Annotated in this window: 13 protein-coding genes; 11 read left to right on the top strand and 2 right to left on the bottom strand. The window is 42.2% G+C overall.

All coding sequences use genetic code 11. The annotated features are described in order from the left end of the window. The first annotated feature begins 20 nt into the window (after positions 1 to 20). Complete coding sequence (locus tag JI667_RS04320) at positions 21 to 1,376, top strand: aspartate aminotransferase family protein (RefSeq protein ID WP_206850860.1); 1,356 nt, start codon at positions 21 to 23, stop codon at positions 1,374 to 1,376. Positions 1,377 to 1,484: 108 nt separating this feature from the next. Continuing rightward, entirely contained in the window at positions 1,485 to 1,871 is a 387-nt protein-coding gene (locus tag JI667_RS04315; protein WP_206850859.1) for a VOC family protein, read from the top strand. A gap of 16 nt (positions 1,872 to 1,887) precedes the next feature. Here JI667_RS04315 and JI667_RS04310 read toward each other — a convergent pair whose 3' ends face one another. Further along, on the bottom strand, positions 1,888 to 2,814 hold the full coding sequence (locus tag JI667_RS04310) for a VanW family protein (protein WP_244668198.1): 927 nt from the start codon (positions 2,812 to 2,814) through the stop codon (positions 1,888 to 1,890). A 129-nt stretch (positions 2,815 to 2,943) separates the two neighbouring features. Between JI667_RS04310 and JI667_RS04305 the strand changes: the two genes are divergently transcribed. The 4 genes from JI667_RS04305 (at position 2,944) to mutL (ending at position 9,158) form a co-directional block, all read left to right on the top strand. Beyond that, positions 2,944 to 3,762 (top strand): hypothetical protein, encoded by an 819-nt coding sequence (locus JI667_RS04305; protein WP_206850858.1) that lies wholly within the window; start codon positions 2,944 to 2,946, stop codon positions 3,760 to 3,762. 135 nt (positions 3,763 to 3,897) lie between these two features. Continuing rightward, a complete protein-coding gene (locus JI667_RS04300; RefSeq protein WP_244668197.1) occupies positions 3,898 to 4,500 on the top strand; it encodes a DedA family protein in 603 nt (200 codons plus the stop codon). 158 nt (positions 4,501 to 4,658) lie between these two features. Further along, a complete protein-coding gene (gene mutS, locus JI667_RS04295; protein ID WP_206850857.1) occupies positions 4,659 to 7,280 on the top strand; it encodes a DNA mismatch repair protein MutS in 2,622 nt (873 codons plus the stop codon). A gap of 12 nt (positions 7,281 to 7,292) precedes the next feature. Then, on the top strand, positions 7,293 to 9,158 hold the full coding sequence (gene mutL, locus JI667_RS04290; RefSeq protein ID WP_206850856.1) for a DNA mismatch repair endonuclease MutL: 1,866 nt from the start codon (positions 7,293 to 7,295) through the stop codon (positions 9,156 to 9,158). A gap of 54 nt (positions 9,159 to 9,212) precedes the next feature. On the opposite strand, the gene JI667_RS04285 is transcribed toward mutL, so the two are convergent. Further along, on the bottom strand, positions 9,213 to 9,659 hold the full coding sequence (locus JI667_RS04285) for a DUF4385 domain-containing protein (protein ID WP_206850855.1): 447 nt from the start codon (positions 9,657 to 9,659) through the stop codon (positions 9,213 to 9,215). 192 nt (positions 9,660 to 9,851) lie between these two features. Here JI667_RS04285 and JI667_RS04280 point away from each other — a divergent pair, with 192 nt between their 5' ends. The 5 genes from JI667_RS04280 (at position 9,852) to spoVK (ending at position 16,188) form a co-directional block, all read left to right on the top strand. Beyond that, positions 9,852 to 10,889, top strand: coding sequence for a methyltransferase domain-containing protein (locus JI667_RS04280; RefSeq protein ID WP_211201196.1), 1,038 nt, complete (start codon positions 9,852 to 9,854; stop codon positions 10,887 to 10,889). Positions 10,890 to 11,043: 154 nt separating this feature from the next. Then, entirely contained in the window at positions 11,044 to 13,428 is a 2,385-nt protein-coding gene (locus JI667_RS04275; protein ID WP_211201195.1) for a penicillin acylase family protein, read from the top strand. A gap of 205 nt (positions 13,429 to 13,633) precedes the next feature. Continuing rightward, the gene (gene miaA / locus JI667_RS04270) at positions 13,634 to 14,599 is read left to right on the top strand and encodes a tRNA (adenosine(37)-N6)-dimethylallyltransferase MiaA (RefSeq protein ID WP_206850854.1); all 966 of its coding nucleotides are present in this window, start codon (positions 13,634 to 13,636) and stop codon (positions 14,597 to 14,599) included. A 22-nt stretch (positions 14,600 to 14,621) separates the two neighbouring features. Then, positions 14,622 to 14,858, top strand: coding sequence for an RNA chaperone Hfq (gene hfq / locus JI667_RS04265; RefSeq protein ID WP_206850853.1), 237 nt, complete (start codon positions 14,622 to 14,624; stop codon positions 14,856 to 14,858). Positions 14,859 to 15,243: 385 nt separating this feature from the next. After that, the gene (gene spoVK / locus JI667_RS04260; RefSeq protein ID WP_206850852.1) at positions 15,244 to 16,188 is read left to right on the top strand and encodes a stage V sporulation protein K; all 945 of its coding nucleotides are present in this window, start codon (positions 15,244 to 15,246) and stop codon (positions 16,186 to 16,188) included. Positions 16,189 to 16,227: the final 39 nt, after the last annotated feature.

Below are 16,227 nucleotides of genomic sequence, written 5' to 3'. Positions count from 1 at the left end.
AAGGGTTAGGGGGAACCTTCATGGTAAAAGCAGGTCAATCTCAAGATGTTTGGTTAAAGCGGGATGAAAAGCTCATCTGGCATTCCATGAAACCATATAATCCACAGGGAACGATGGTTGTGACTGAATCCAGGGGATCGTGGATTACAGATCAGGATGGACAGAAGTACCTTGATGGAATGGCGGGATTATGGTGTGTAAACGTTGGATATGGGCGGCAGGAATTAGCAGAGGCCGCTTACGAGCAGTTAAAGGAAATGGCTTACTTTCCTCTTACACAAAGCCATCGTCCAGCCATTGAACTTGCAGAGAAATTAAATCAGTTACTGGGTGATGACTATGTGATTTTCTTCTCTAACAGTGGATCAGAAGCCAATGAAACCGCCTTTAAAATCGCCCGTCAGTACCATCAACAAAGAGGGGATCACGGAAGATATAAGATTTTCTCCAGATATAGAGGCTATCACGGGAATTCTATGGGAGCATTAGCCGCAACAGGCCAGGCTCAGCGTAAATATAAGTATGAACCGTTGGCTCCGGGATTTCACCATGTTGCCCCTCCGGACGCCTATCGTGATGAAGTGACAGGGGGGGATCCCCGGGACCTGCCTGGAGTAAAGGCCATTGACCAGGCCATGACATGGGAATTGAGTGAAACAGTGGCTGCCCTGATTATGGAACCCATCATCACCGGCGGGGGAATCCTCATGCCTCAGGAGGGCTATATGAAGGCAGCCAAGGAAGTTTGTGAGAAGCATGGTGCCCTTCTAATAGTGGATGAAGTCATTTGTGGCTTTGGAAGGACGGGAAAAGCGTTTGGATTTATGAACTATGATGTCAAACCGGATATCATTACGATGGCAAAAGGGATTACCAGTGCATATCTACCTCTTTCCGCTACTGCAGTGAAGCGGGAAATCTATGAAGAATTTAAGGGTTCTGAGGAATATGATTATTTTCGCCACATCAACACATTTGGAGGGAATCCTGCGGCCTGTGCCCTTGCTCTGAAAAACATTGAAATCATGGAAAAGGAAAGACTTTTTGAACGGTCGGCGAATTTGGGGGAAAAAGCATTAAATACGTTAAAAAATCATCTGCAAGATCACCCGTATGTAGGGAATGTAAGAGGAAAGGGATTATTGATCGGGATTGAGATGGTGACTACTAAGGATACCAAGGAACCGTTAGACCTTGATAAAGTCAATACGGTCATTCTATATTGTAAACAGCAAGGCGTCATCATCGGGAAAAATGGTGCCACTGTCGCAGGGTTCAATAATGTCCTGACACTATCACCCCCACTGAATATCGAAGAAGAAGATCTAGATCGATTAGTGTCCACTGTCATAGGAGGAATTCGACAACTGTCATAATCAAAATGAAGGCATCTGCACATGCAGGTGTCTTTTATGATGCTGTAAATATTGAATATTATGGTAAAATGGAAGGGACTATGATTGAGGAAGGAGATTCACTGAACCATGAGTATTGTATTTAAAGGGATCGACCATATCCAGATTGCAGCACCGAAAGATTGTGAAGAGAAGGCCCGCATGTTTTATGGAAATGTACTTGGGTTGGAAGAAATCCCTAAACCGGAAAATCTTCGAGGCAGGGGGGGCTGTTGGTTCCAGCTCGGACCACAGGAAATTCATATCGGGGTACAAAAAGATTTTGTACCTGCATCAAAAGCGCACCCGGGGCTACTTGTGGATGATTTAGATACTTTGAAGGAAAATTTAAAGAAGAATGAAATTGAGATAAAGGAAGATACGCCAATTAAGGGAAGAAACCGTATTTTTGTATCTGATCCCTTCGGAAACCGGATTGAATTTTTGGAATTCATTAGTACTGAACGCACCTCCTAGAGTACCGAGGTGCCGTTTAATCTTGAAGTGAGTGATCGACTTGTTTTTCTTGAGGTGATTTCTGGGAGGCACTTGGAATCCTTCTTTTTTTTACATTGATGAGATCCGATGAATGGACGGTGATGATCACCTGTCCCCCTGTAATTTTTGCCTGAATAAGAAGCGGCTGATTGTATGCATTCTTAAAGGTAAAGTCCGGACCGTACCAGCTAACAGTAGCGTCCCTGCCTTTTGGTACGTATGGAACTCGTTTGGAATGATGGTAACGTTCCAATATGGCTACGCCCGCTTGATCCACAGCATTATATAATGTAGATGATACCTGGCAGATACCTCCTCCAATGTCTTCAGAGAGTTCCCCTTTTACAATAACAGGAGCTTTTTTATATCCCTTTTCTTTCGTCCTTTTTCCCACTACTCCGTTAAACGAGAACACTTCCCCGGGAAACACAACCGTATTGTTGATTTTTCCGGTTGCAAGGGTTATATTTTGTGTCCGCTCCACATTATGAGGATTGAAGTACGTAACATATTGTCCGATTTTTTGTGTTCGGATATGCGCGAGAATCTCACTATCCACCTTGGGATACAGAGTCATCAAGGGAGGTTCGACGTTAGCTGATCCCTTTGAGAAAAGGAAATCATCCACCAGTTCACGAAATTTCCTATCATTAAGCTTATATCCTGCCGCTTCCGATACTATCCTTCCGTGTACGTTTATATAGGCATTTTGAGGAGGAAGATAGACCAAATTCTGCAAGTGGGAAACAACCTCCTCAAAGTGTTTTTCATTCATTAATGGTTCATCCAACAACTTTACATCCAATTCTTGTCGATCAACCGAAATATATGTTTGATTCGGAATTTTGATATGTAATTGATCATGGTGTTCCATCGCCGGAAACACTAATATTCCCATCGCAGCCAATTTAAACAATAGCATGTGAACCCTTCCTTTCGTTGGTAGTATCCGTTAACTCGGTCCATTTCATGTTCCTGTTAATTTGCCAAAAATTGAGTGAATGAAGCGGTGATTGACGGACAAAAACTAAAGGAAAAAGAGGTTTCGTACATGCTTTATATGTTGAGATTTGCCGTTGTCGCGTCATTGCTCTTTTTCATAGGAGGAAAGCCGGCAGGAGCCATGCCAAGTTTTCAAGTGGAGATCCTTCCTTGGGGACAAGTAAAGGAAATCATTCCAAATAAATCCTATTTTACAATTATTGATGTAGAGACAGGCCTATCTTTTGAAGTCCAAAGACGAGCAGGAAGCAAACATGCCGATGTGCAGCCCGTTACAGAGGAAGATACGCAAATAATGAAAGAAATCTATGGTGGAAGGTGGAGCTGGGATCGTCGTGCGATACTTGTATTGGTGAATGACCAGCTCATATCTGCATCCATGAATGGAATGCCTCATGGTGCCGGAGCCCTCCAAAATAATTTTCCAGGACATTTCTGTGTCCATTTTTATGGAAGTACGACACATAAGACACCCACTCCAGATTTAGCACATAAGATTATGATATTGAAAGCAGGGGGGGAACTGGACAGGTACTTGTACCGTTTAGATCCCTATGAATTGATCAGTGTAATGGAGATTGCTATTAACCAACAGGATGTGGGGCTGCTTTCACACATAATGACGGGAAACAAACGTTCAATAAAAGAGACCCTTGAATCTGTGAAGCACGTTGAGGTTACACAAAGGTCGATTTTACCCGTAGAGGATTTGCCTGTCCTGGTGGCCATGAAATACCAGTTCAGGGTGAAATGGATCCGTTCCAATCAGGCCCAAGAGGAAAAAAACATTCAGTTTTATTTTCGCAAAGATACATTGGAGGATCAGTGGAGAATAGATGGGCAAACATTTGTCAGGGAGTTAAAGTGATGGAATCTTCAGCTAACAATATTTCCCTCCAGTGGATGAAAAATCTTATCCTTCATTTGCGTTTTTAAAGGGCAAAACAGGGAAAAGGGTATATAAATGAATCGTGGAGGGAAAGAGCAGATGTTGGAGTTGGTCATGAATTTAATAAAGGAGTTAGGAATGTGGGGGCTATTCGCCGGTAATGCCATTGAAGCATCTTCACTGCCTTTTCCAGGTGCCCTTGTCACTCTCACTTATGGGTATGTACTGGATCCTTCCTGGATAAAGCTAATTATATTGTCAATCACAAGCAGTATAGTCTATACCGTTTTTAGTTACATCCCATATGGCATCGGATTTACGTTAAAGGATAAGATAAAAGAGAAAACGAGCTCAAAGAAAATCGAAAAGGGTCAGAAATGGTTCCGTAAATGCGGTTTATGGAGCATTGCCATAACGAGGCCTTTGGGAATCGGTAATTATATTTCGTATGTTGCAGGGATCAGTAAAGTAAATAAGTGGAAATTCGGGGGATTAACCTTCATAGGAATATTCCCGATTACCGTCACAATGTTAATTGTCGGGAAAAATGGGAATTTGAAATCCGTTCAATCCATGATGAGCCATGTCCAAACCTATCTTCTGATCGGTGGGGCAGTAGTCATCACCGGATACTTACTATATAAGTTTTTGTATAAGCGGAAAGCAAAGTCCAATTGTTTACAAGATGAGTCAAGTATTGCTAAGCAAGCAGAATAGCACGATGAAAGTTCGCTCCTGATGGTAGGAAGCGAATTTTTTTTGAATTTGTGTTATCCCCTGCGCTTCCTCAATCTACTACATGCTTCCACCCTTATCCGTATGATATAATGAATAGTCGAGAAAAGCAGATTTACTTGGAAAGGTTTGGATGAACCATGACACAATACACACCAATGATAAAACAATATTTACAAGTAAAGGCAGAATACCAGGATGCCTTTTTATTTTTTCGTTTAGGTGATTTTTATGAGATGTTTTTTGACGATGCCGTTAGAGCTTCGCAGGAACTTGAAATAACACTGACAAGCCGTGATGGGGGAGGAAAGGAACGAATTCCCATGTGCGGTGTACCGTATCATTCTGCTCCTAATTACATAGAGCAACTCATTCATAAAGGATTTAAAGTAGCCATATGCGAACAGACAGAAGATCCAAAACATGCCAAAGGGGTCGTCCGGAGAGAAGTGGTTCAGCTCATTACACCAGGGACGGTTATGGATGGTAAAGGGTTGAATGATAAAGAAAACAACTATATTGCTTCAGTAACCGATTTTGGAGATCACACTTATGGACTCGCCTATAGCGATTTAACGACGGGTGAAACCAAGGTGACCGTCGTGTCGGATGGCCTTCAGGCTCTGTTGAATGAATTATCAACAATCGGAGGGAAAGAAGTCGTCATCCACCCGGATCTTTCAGAAGAAGTACAAGGAAAGATTAAAGAAAGAAATGAAATTACCTTATCATACGAGAAGGATTCAAGCCCCGGGTATGCTTTTGTCCATCTCGTTGATCCTTTGCATCAAGAGAAGTTCATTAAAGCTTCGTCCCTGCTATTTCAGTATCTCTTCCGTACCCAGAAGAGGAGCTTGGATCACTTGCAAATCGTGGAGCCGTATCAGCTTCATCACTTTATGAAAATGGATTACTATTCAAAGCGAAACCTGGAGCTGACGGAGACCATCCGGTCCAAAGGAAAAAAAGGATCTCTGTTATGGCTTTTGGATGAAACCATGACGGCCATGGGAGGTCGACTTTTAAAGCAATGGATCGATCGCCCACTTATCCACAAACAGGAAATTGAAAAGCGTCAGACCGTAGTGGAAGTATTATTGGAACGTTTTTTCGAAAGACAGGATTTGAGAGAACGTTTAAAAGAGGTGTACGATCTGGAGAGGCTTGCGGGACGGGTTGCCTTCGGTAATGTAAATGCACGTGATTTGATCCAGTTGAAAAAATCTTTACAGCAAATACCCCTGTTAAAGCAACTTGTAGAGTCTTTGGGAAATGAAGCAACCGATGAGCTTGTCGATAGATTGGATCCTTGTGAAGAGTTGACAGACCTTCTGGAAAAGGCATTAGTAGAAAACCCTCCCTTATCGATTAAAGAGGGAAGCTTGATTCAGGACGGATATCACGATGAACTGGATCAATATCGAGATGCAAGTAAAAATGGGAAGTCCTGGATAGCTCAGCTTGAACGGGATGAAAGGGAACGCACCGGAATCAGGTCTCTGAAGGTAGGGTTTAATCGGGTATTTGGTTACTATATTGAAGTGACTAGGGCGAACCTTCAACACCTTGAAGAAGGTCGCTACGAACGGAAACAAACGTTAACGAATGCTGAACGTTTTATCACACCAGAATTAAAAGAGAAAGAATCGCTTATCCTACAAGCGGATGAAAAGAGCGTGGACTTGGAATACGAATTGTTTCTGGGTATTCGTGAAAAAGTAAAGGAATTTATCCCGAGATTGCAAAAGCTCGCGAAACTCGTCAGTGAGTTGGACGTCCTGCAGTGCTTTGCAACAGTAAGCGAGAAGCGTCATTACACTCGTCCTGTGTTCAATGAAGAAAGAAGGATACTACTAAAAGAGGGACGGCATCCGGTGGTGGAAAAAGTGATGGGAGCACAGGAATATGTCCCGAATGATTGCTTCATGGACCAAGAGAGGGAAGTGTTTCTCATAACAGGACCGAATATGTCAGGTAAGAGCACCTATATGAGACAGGTAGCCTTGACGAGCATCCTCGCTCAAATCGGCTGTTATGTACCTGCCAGTGAGGCAAATTTACCTATATTCGATCAAGTGTTCACCCGAATCGGGGCTGCAGATGACTTGATCTCCGGGCAAAGTACATTCATGGTAGAAATGCTTGAAGCGAAGAATGCGCTCATTCACGCCACTCAACAAAGTCTGATTCTTTTTGATGAAATCGGACGTGGAACTTCAACTTATGACGGGATGGCACTGGCACAAGCAATCATTGAATATATTCATGAACATATCGGGGCGAAAACGTTGTTCTCTACTCACTACCATGAACTGACGGTGCTTGAAGAAGAGCTGCCAAAAGTGAAAAACGTTCATGTAAGTGCTATGGAGCAAAATGGTAAGCTTGTCTTCCTTCACAAAATTAAAGAGGGTGCGGCAGATAAGAGTTACGGAATACATGTGGCAGAGCTTGCCGAATTGCCGGAAGTCTTAATTCGGAGAGCGAATGAAATTCTTCTTGATCTTGAACGGAAAGAAGACCTAACATCTTCCAGTGAAGTGGCTGCTTCCAAGGAAGAAATTTCAGAGATGCCGGTCAAAAGTGAAGAAGATTTGGCCCAGCTATCTTTCTTTGGAACAGAAAAATCGGATAAGAAGGAAAAGTTCACTTCTAAGGAAAAGAAATGTTTAGATGACCTTAAGAAGCTGGATATCATGGAAATGACGCCGTTAGACGCCATGAACACTCTCTATGGAATCCAAAAAAAGTTAAAACACTAAGAAGGTGAAACTGTGGTAAAAATATTTCAGCTTGATGATTCGCTTTCTAACAAAATAGCTGCAGGTGAAGTGGTGGAACGACCGGCATCCGTCGTGAAGGAACTCCTTGAAAACAGTATCGATGCAGGTGGAAACGTCATTGAAATTCACATCGAGGAAGCAGGCTTACAGTCCATACGGATCATAGATAATGGGGACGGAATCGAAAAGGAAGATGTCACGACAGCCTTTAAGAGACATGCAACGAGTAAAATCAAAGATGAGAATGACTTATTCCGCATACGTACGTTAGGATTCAGAGGGGAGGCCCTGCCGAGTATCGCTTCCGTTTCCCACTTTTCTTTAAAGACGAGTACGGGTGATGGACCGGGTACGAGCATTGAACTTGAAGGTGGAAAGGTAAACGCAATTGAAAGCACGTCTTCGAGAAAAGGGACAGATATCACAGTTTCACAACTGTTTTTCAATACACCGGCCCGGTTGAAATACATGAAGACCATTCATACCGAACTCGGGAACATTACGGATGTTGTCAACCGGATTGCCCTTGCTCATCCTAACGTTTCAATCAAACTTCTTCATAACGGTAAATCCCTATTGCATACAAATGGAAATGGCGATGTCCTGCAGGTTTTGGCCGCTATTTATGGAGTGGGGATAGCAAAGAAAATGCTGCCGATCGAAGTGGAGTCCCTTGATTTTAAAGTAAAAGGATATATATCCCTCCCTGAAGTTACCCGTGCATCCAGGAATTACATTTCTACGATGATCAACGGCAGGTTCATAAAGAACTATGCACTGGCGAAAGCGATTGGGGAGGGTTATCATACACTTCTCCCCATAGGTCGTCATCCTATCGTACTGCTCAGTATAGAGATGGATCCGATACTGGTGGATGTGAATGTGCATCCTTCTAAGATGGAGGTTCGCATCAGTAAGGAAGCTGAGCTCAATTCATTAGTGACAGAAGGCATAAAAATGTTGTTTAGAGGGAAGGAATTGATCCCTTCCGGATCCATCACCCCGAAAGCAGCCCAGCCAAAATCCGAGCAGACATTTATGAACCTTGAGCATTACACAAAACGACAAGAAGCCAGGCAAAGCAACGGAGGCTACGTTCGGGAGAGATTGCTCCCTAATGAAGAATTGGTTGAGCTGGATAAGCGGCAATCTGCTGCCAATGATGTGAGTGAACCAACAAGTCACGTGTCAAATCAAGAACCTTTCCTGGATGAGACCCTTGAAGAAACCCTGGTACAAGAGATTCAAACCAATGAGGAAGATAAGGAAACACCGAGGGTCCCTGCACTTTATCTTGTTGGCCAAATGCATGGCACCTATATTTTTGCTCAAAATGATCGGGGGCTATATATCATTGATCAGCACGCAGCTCAGGAACGGATCAAGTATGAGTTCTATAAAGAGAGGGTAGGGGAAGTGGCCAAAGAGCTTCAGGAACTCCTTGTCCCCCTCACGCTTGAATTTTCTTCAGATGAGTTTATAAAGATCAATGAACACCGCTCGCTCCTTGAAGAAGTGGGGGTGTTTCTTGAAGATTTCGGATACAACAGCTATATCGTACGTGCTCATCCACAGTGGTTCCCTAAAGGGGAGGAGCAGCAAACCATCGAAGATATGATTGAGCAAATCATAAAAATGAACAGGGTCGATATTAAAAAACTGCGGGAAGAAGCAGCCATCATGATGAGTTGTAAAGGTTCCATTAAAGCAAATCATCATCTGCGAAATGAGGACATGCAGGCTTTATTGGATGAATTGAGGGTGACAAGCGATCCTTTCACCTGTCCACACGGCCGGCCAATCATTATTCACTATTCGACTTACGAAATGGAAAAAATGTTCAAACGAATCATGTAATGAATGAATAAGGGGATGGAACATGAAGTGTTTCATCCCCTTTTTAAATGGTCCTCATCCATATTTACGCTGGTGTTCCTTTTTTAACTTCAAGTAGTCTTTATCCTCTCTGACCAGCTTCCATTTTGTTTCAAAAATGGCGGCTGATTCAGCTTTTTGTTCATCTATCTTTCGATCGTTGATATCCCCAGCGTCATTGTACTTCTTTCCCCCAGGATAATTGGCGTACCTTCTAGCCCTCGTGTAGCCCATCTGAAGGAATTTCCTTGCCATATCCATGCCCACAAAATCATTTTCCTTTTTATATTGGAGATACATGTGATAGATGGTATCTGAAGATTCTTCTGCTATATCAGGTGTTTTAAAACGCCACTCTGGCAGGATCTCGCTTTTGTATGGCTCAACAAGCAAAACACCCTGTTCCCCACGCCCGACACGGTATTTACCGGGATGTTCCCGAAAGTCTATGGAATCATAATCTATTTCGTAATTGAAGGACATGCGCCCACCTCCTAAGATCCTTCTACCCAATTCGAATACCAGGATAAACGAGTACAACTCACAGAAGATTAACTATAATAACATTATGGTAACTGAATAAGAACGTTTAGAATAAAAGAAGGGATTTGGCACTTTTTCTTTAATGTAATTAAGGAGAAATGTAAACGTTTTCTGAGAAAGGGGAAGGTTCAATTGATAGAGGTTGAAACAACATTAAACAATGAAACTTTTTGTGAAGAAACCTATCTTGAAGCATCTCATCGAGTGGATAAGAGGAAATTTTCCGAGAAGGAATATAATAAGTTCGTCACATTGAAGGGTGTCAGAGATTGGTCCACCTTAACTTGGAAAAACGTTGGGAAACCTTATGAGGTAACGTCTCTTTCCAAAGAAAAAAAAGATTGGGAAAAGGAAAATGGGAAATCTCTACCTGTACACACATCATGGGAAATGTTTAATCGCTCATTCCACGAATGGTTCGTCAAAGATGTCCCTGCTGAAATGAAAGAAAGTAGAAAGAGTATTGTCAGGAATGCATTGAAATTGAATCTAAAAAAATCGACTGAAGCTTTAGGAGAACACCTCAGGCTGCATCTATGGAATTATGTGCATCGAATACAGGATGGAGTGTGGGATCCGAGAGGGAAGAGAGCCTTGTTCAGCGGCCTCGATGTCGTTAAGCCGAAGATATTATTCTTAGGGGCAGCAGAGGGATATGAAGCAATGCAGCTTTCAGCCCTTTATCCCGGCAGTGAAATCGTGATGGTTGATTACGATTCATTTTGTCGTGATACCCGTTATCAGGAATTTCCGGAAAGCTACCCCTTCCTCGGTCCCAATCCTTCAACCGGTGGATTTAAGACATATTATAAAAGTGACTTCAAGACCACATACATCGTTGCGGACATCAGGGACTTGGCATTTGGAAAAGAGTTTGACATTGTGTTGAGTGTTGGACTATTAGAACATTTTCCGGATGAATATAAATCAGAAGTGGTGGAGTGGCATCGGAAATTCTTGAAGCCGAATGGATATATGGTGCTGACGACACCGAGGGCTCAGCTAAAATCCAAAGTGTACTATGAAGTGATGGCAGATGTGATGAATCACACATATAGGGAACTGATGACCGTTGAACAAATGGGTCTTTATTTATATGAAAATGGAGCGGATATCTTACAGCACGGTTATATTAAAGTTCATAACGGTATCATTGCGAAAGCAAGGTAAGGGGTGAAAGGCTTTTGGTTGATATACCTTTTAAGTGATTCGACCATGATAAAATTCTCCTGCTTAAGAGAAGGAATTCCCCCCCTAAAAGGATAATAATAGATATATAATATTGTTTTCAGAAAATTCCATATATATAATAGGGGGAAATGAAATGAATGGAGGCATTGAGCTTCAGAAACAGAAAAAGAATAAGCGTCTTACAATTACGTTGTGGACTGCGGGAAGTATATTATTTCTCCTGCTTGGTCTAGTGATCTTTGCAAACTATTATATCGACAGGTCTCTTCCGGTTACATCCGGTACTATTTCGTTAAGTGGTTTATCAAATGAAGTGAAAGTAGTAAGGGATAAAGACGGTGTACCGCATATTCAGGCTCAAAATGATAAAGACCTTTATATGGCTCAAGGGTATGTTCAGGCTCAAGATCGCTTATTCCAAATGGATTTAAGCAGGCGGCAGGCATCGGGGCGATTGAGTGAGGTCGTAGGGGAGAAGGCGGTGGACAGGGACAAATTCTTCAGGACATTCGGCTTGAGAAGGGCAGCCGAGGTTTCCTTTACCGCCTATCCAGATGAAGCAAAACAGCTTCTTGAATGGTATGCCGATGGAGTCAATGCCTATATGGATGAAGCCTCGGATAAGGGCAGGCTTCCATTCGAGTTTACTCTCCTGGGGTATAAGCCGGAAAAATGGACTCCCATCGATTCACTGACCATTGGAAAATACATGGCTTTTGATTTAGGAGGTCATTGGCAGGGACAGGCTTTCAGATATTGGGCACTCGAAAATCTTCCGAAAGAGAAGGCGTATGATTTATTTCCTTCCTATCCTGAAGGAGCACCTACCATTCTATCAGATATAGGTGAGAGTCAGCTGGATTTGGAGAAATCCTTTGCAGAAGCGGTTACCCCTCCTGAGTTCAACGGGAGCAATAATTGGGTGGTAAGTGGAGAAAAGACTGAGAATGGTAAGCCAATCCTTGCTGATGATCCTCATCTTTCATTAGGGACACCTTCCATATGGTATCAGATGCACCTGGAATCCCCGGAAGTTAATGTGAGTGGGGTGATTTTTGCAGGCATTCCTGGAATTATCCTCGGTCACAATGAACAGATCGCATGGGGTGTCACGAACACGGGTCCGGACGTCCAGGATTTGTATATAGAGAAGCGCAATGAAGAGGATCCTGAGCTGTTTTTGTATGATGGGAAGTGGGAAAAGGCGACTATTTTACAAGAGCCGATTAAAGTAAAGGATAGTGAGACTATACCTTATACAGTAACCGTAACAAGGCATGGACCTGTGATTTCTGAGTTTGCCCAACAACAGGAGTCCGGGCAGGTCTTGTCAATGCGATGGACAGCATTGGATCCAAGTCTTGAACTATCTGCCATCATCAATATCAATAAAGCAAAGAATTGGGGTGAATTTGAAGAGGCTCTGAAGCACTTTCATGTACCTACCCAAAATTTCGTATTTGCGTCTAAGGATGGCACGATTGCATACAAAGCAAATGGAAAAATCCCCATCAGGAAGAAAGGGGATGGACTATTGCCCGTTCCAGGCTGGGACCCTGATTATGAGTGGCAAGGCTATATACCCTTTGATGAACTCCCGAAAGTGATCAACCCGGAATCAGGATTTGTAGCGACAGCGAATAATAAGGTGGTGACAGATGATTACCCATACCACATTAGTCATCATTGGGCCCAGCCGTATCGCTATATGAGAATCTCAGAATACTTGAAAGATAAAAACAAACTGACTCTTACCGATATGGAAGACCTGCAAATGGATCAAAAGAATTTGCACGCCCGGGAATTTGTTCCTGTACTGACAGAAGATTTGGAAAAAAGTACGTTGACCGCCGTACAATCAGATGCTCTGGAGATTTTAAACTCCTGGAATTACCAAGACGATAAGGATTCAGCAGCACCCTTGATCTTTCACCAATGGATGAATGAAATTTCTACTGGTCTCTTTCAAAAAGAGGTTCCGGAAGAAATGATGAAACTGTTTGAAGGACGCCAAAGTGTGGTCGATGAACTCATTCGTAAAGCACACGAAGGGGAAGAGTCAAAATGGTTTGAGGATCGAGGCGGATACGAAACATTTGTATCTGCGTCACTTACAAAGGCACTGAATGAACTAAAGGAGTTATATGGAACTTCAATGAATGATTGGGAATGGGGGATGTATCATAAAGTGTATTTCGAACATCCATTATCAAGTGCCTCTCCTATTCTTAAAAAGTTCCTGAACGCGAAAGACCCTATTCCTGTCGGAGGAAGCAGGGTGACAGTCGAGGCTGCAAGTTATAATGATGAAGGAATTGTCAATCACGGTGCTTCCTGGAGATTCTTGATTGATACCTCGGATATGGCCAACGGATATCATATTGTAGGCCCGGGACAGGCAGGTCACTACAAAAGTGAATGGTATCAAAATCAAATTGACGCCTGGGTAAAGGGAGAGTATCATAAAACCTCCCTTGAAAGATCCGGAGGTGATCAATTGATCATGAAGCCGGAATAAACACAATTTGCTTGAAGGGGCATTCCTTCAAGCAGATTTATGACGTTTTAGGAAAGAGAGGAATGGGTACTTTTCTTCATAGAAGAGATATTAATCGGAATAAAACGTTGGGAAGCGGACATACTGACAAGATGTGATTTCATCCCTTCTATTATTATGGTACGATAATATGTAAAGAGACATTTACATAGAAAGCAGTGAACATATGATAAATATGGTGAAAGAGAAAGTGATTGTCCTTATAGGTCCCACTGCAGTAGGGAAGACCAAGACGAGTATTGAGCTTGCCAAAAGGTTTAATGGAGAAATCATTAGTGGTGACTCCATGCAAATATACAGAAAAATGGACATAGGGACCGCAAAGATCACCATTGACGAGATGGAAGGCGTGCCCCATCACTTGGTTGATATTAAAAACCCTGAAGAGTCATTTTCTGTGGCCGAGTTTCAGCAAATTGTAAGGAAGAAGATATCCGAGATTCATTCACGGGGGAAAGTCCCTTTGATTGTTGGAGGAACGGGTCTTTATATACAATCGGTTCTATATGATTATCAATTTACAGAAACACCAGGAGATGAAGAGTATCGCGCTGAATTAGAAGCAGAGCTTGCAAAGCATGGATCCGAGTGGCTTCATCATAAGCTAGTCGAGGTAGATCCTTCATCCGCGGGCCATATCCATCCAAATAATACACGGCGTGTTATTCGTGCACTGGAGATTTTTCATTGTACCGGTAGAACCATGAGTGAGTATCAGGAAAACCAAGCACATGAGCTACAGTACGATGTAGCGTTAATTGGTTTAACCATGGACAGGGAAATGTTATATAAGAGAATCAACGTTCGAGTAGACTTGATGATGAATCAGGGTCTCCTGGATGAAGTTAAAGGATTATTTGATGAAGGTGTGAGGGGGGTTCAGTCAGTCCAGGCTATTGGATATAAAGAGCTTTATGATTACTTTGATGGCACCATCAGCCTTGATCAGGCAATCGAAAATCTTAAACAAAATTCCAGAAGGTACGCCAAGCGACAACTCACCTGGTTTCGAAATAAAATGGACGTTGCCTGGTTTGATATGACAGAAGATAGTAAGCATGCCAAAATTATTGAAGAGATTTCAGAATTTATTGCAGGAAACCTTCAATTAAAGTCGAATAAGTTAATGTAGAGATAGAAGAGGAGGACTAACCATGAAACAATCCATTAATATCCAAGATCAATTCCTTAATCAATTGAGAAAAGACGGTTCACTCGTAACAGTATTCCTTTTAAACGGCTTCCAGATCCGAGGGCAAGTAAAAGGGTTTGATAATTTTACCGTCCTATTTGAAACGGAAGGTAAACAGCAACTTGTTTACAAACATGCCATCTCAACATTCGCACCACAGCGAAATGTTCAAATAAATTTTGAAGAACAAACGAATTAAGGTTTATGGGAAAGCTGCCACTTAGGGCAGCTTTTTTTATTGAGGTGGGCGTGATGACCCGGAGAAGAATAATTAATGAAATGCACTATGAGTGAATAGGATGATAAGAGAGGGTTTTATTTACTCCTTTACTGCCTTCATGGAAAAGGAACCCTGAAATTTGAAAATTGAGTGGTTGGAAATAAATCACACAGGTTGATTGATAAACAAAGGGTGCAGATCAAACCATTTATTCGCAGCGAAATTCTATTTATTTCTCGGGAAAGCGCAGGAATAGACAGGATTCTTTTTATTTGTCGAAAAAAATCAGGGTAAATTAGCAGTCGAATACTCCCCTTATATGCGATAAGCGGATATGGTTTTTTAGAATCGTGAGGTGAAATGTTTGGATCAACCAATGAGAATGAAAAATAACGGTCAAATCAGCATTGTACTTAATTCTCAGAAAAGGAGTTCAATACGGGAAACGCTGGATTCAGTCCCACAATCCCTCCCTCAAGAGCACATAGCATTGAAAGAAATCGAAGAAGAACTTGGCTCACTTGTAGGAATGGAAGATATGAAGAAAATGGTAAAAGAGATTTATGCATGGATATACGTAAATAAAAAACGGGAAGCTATGGGTCTGAAAGCTGGAAAACAAGCTCTCCATATGATGTTCAAAGGTAATCCTGGTACAGGTAAAACAACTGTGGCAAGAATAATAGGGAAACTCTTCTTGAAAATGAACGTTCTTTCGAAAGGACATTTGATCGAGGCAGAGAGGGCTGATCTGGTTGGTGAATATATTGGTCATACGGCCCAGAAGACAAGGGATTTGGTGAAAAAGGCTCTAGGCGGCATACTATTCATTGATGAGGCATATTCGCTTGGAAGAGGGGGAGAGAAGGATTTTGGAAAAGAGGCCATCGATACGCTTGTGAAGCATATGGAAGATAAGCAGCATGATTTCATTTTGATCCTGGCAGGTTATTCGAGAGAAATGGAGCACTTTCTCACGTTGAATCCGGGTCTTCAATCACGATTTCCCCTTGTGTTTCACTTTCCTGACTATTCTGTCGATCAGCTCATGGAAATCGGTAAAAGAATGCTGGATGAGAAGCAGTACTTGTTGAGTCATGATGCAGAAAGAAAGATTCGTGATCATTTGAATATAGCTAAGAATACTCTATCTCCGGTTGCATTTTCAAATGGCAGGTATGTTCGGAATATCCTTGAAAAATCCATAAGAACCCAGGCAATGAGACTCTTAATGGAGAATTGTTTTGATCGACATGATCTGTTGACCATAAGAAGTAACGACCTCGTGTTTACGAAAGCCTCAGAATAAGAGATTATCAAAAAACCATGCATTCACATTTGAATGCAT

The organism is Bacillus sp. NTK074B (assembly GCF_017303375.1).
Classification (GTDB): Bacteria; Bacillota; Bacilli; order Bacillales; family Bacillaceae_B; genus Rossellomorea.
The sequence above is the reverse complement of the archived record's forward strand: the minus strand, read 5'-3'. Positions and strand labels throughout refer to the sequence as shown.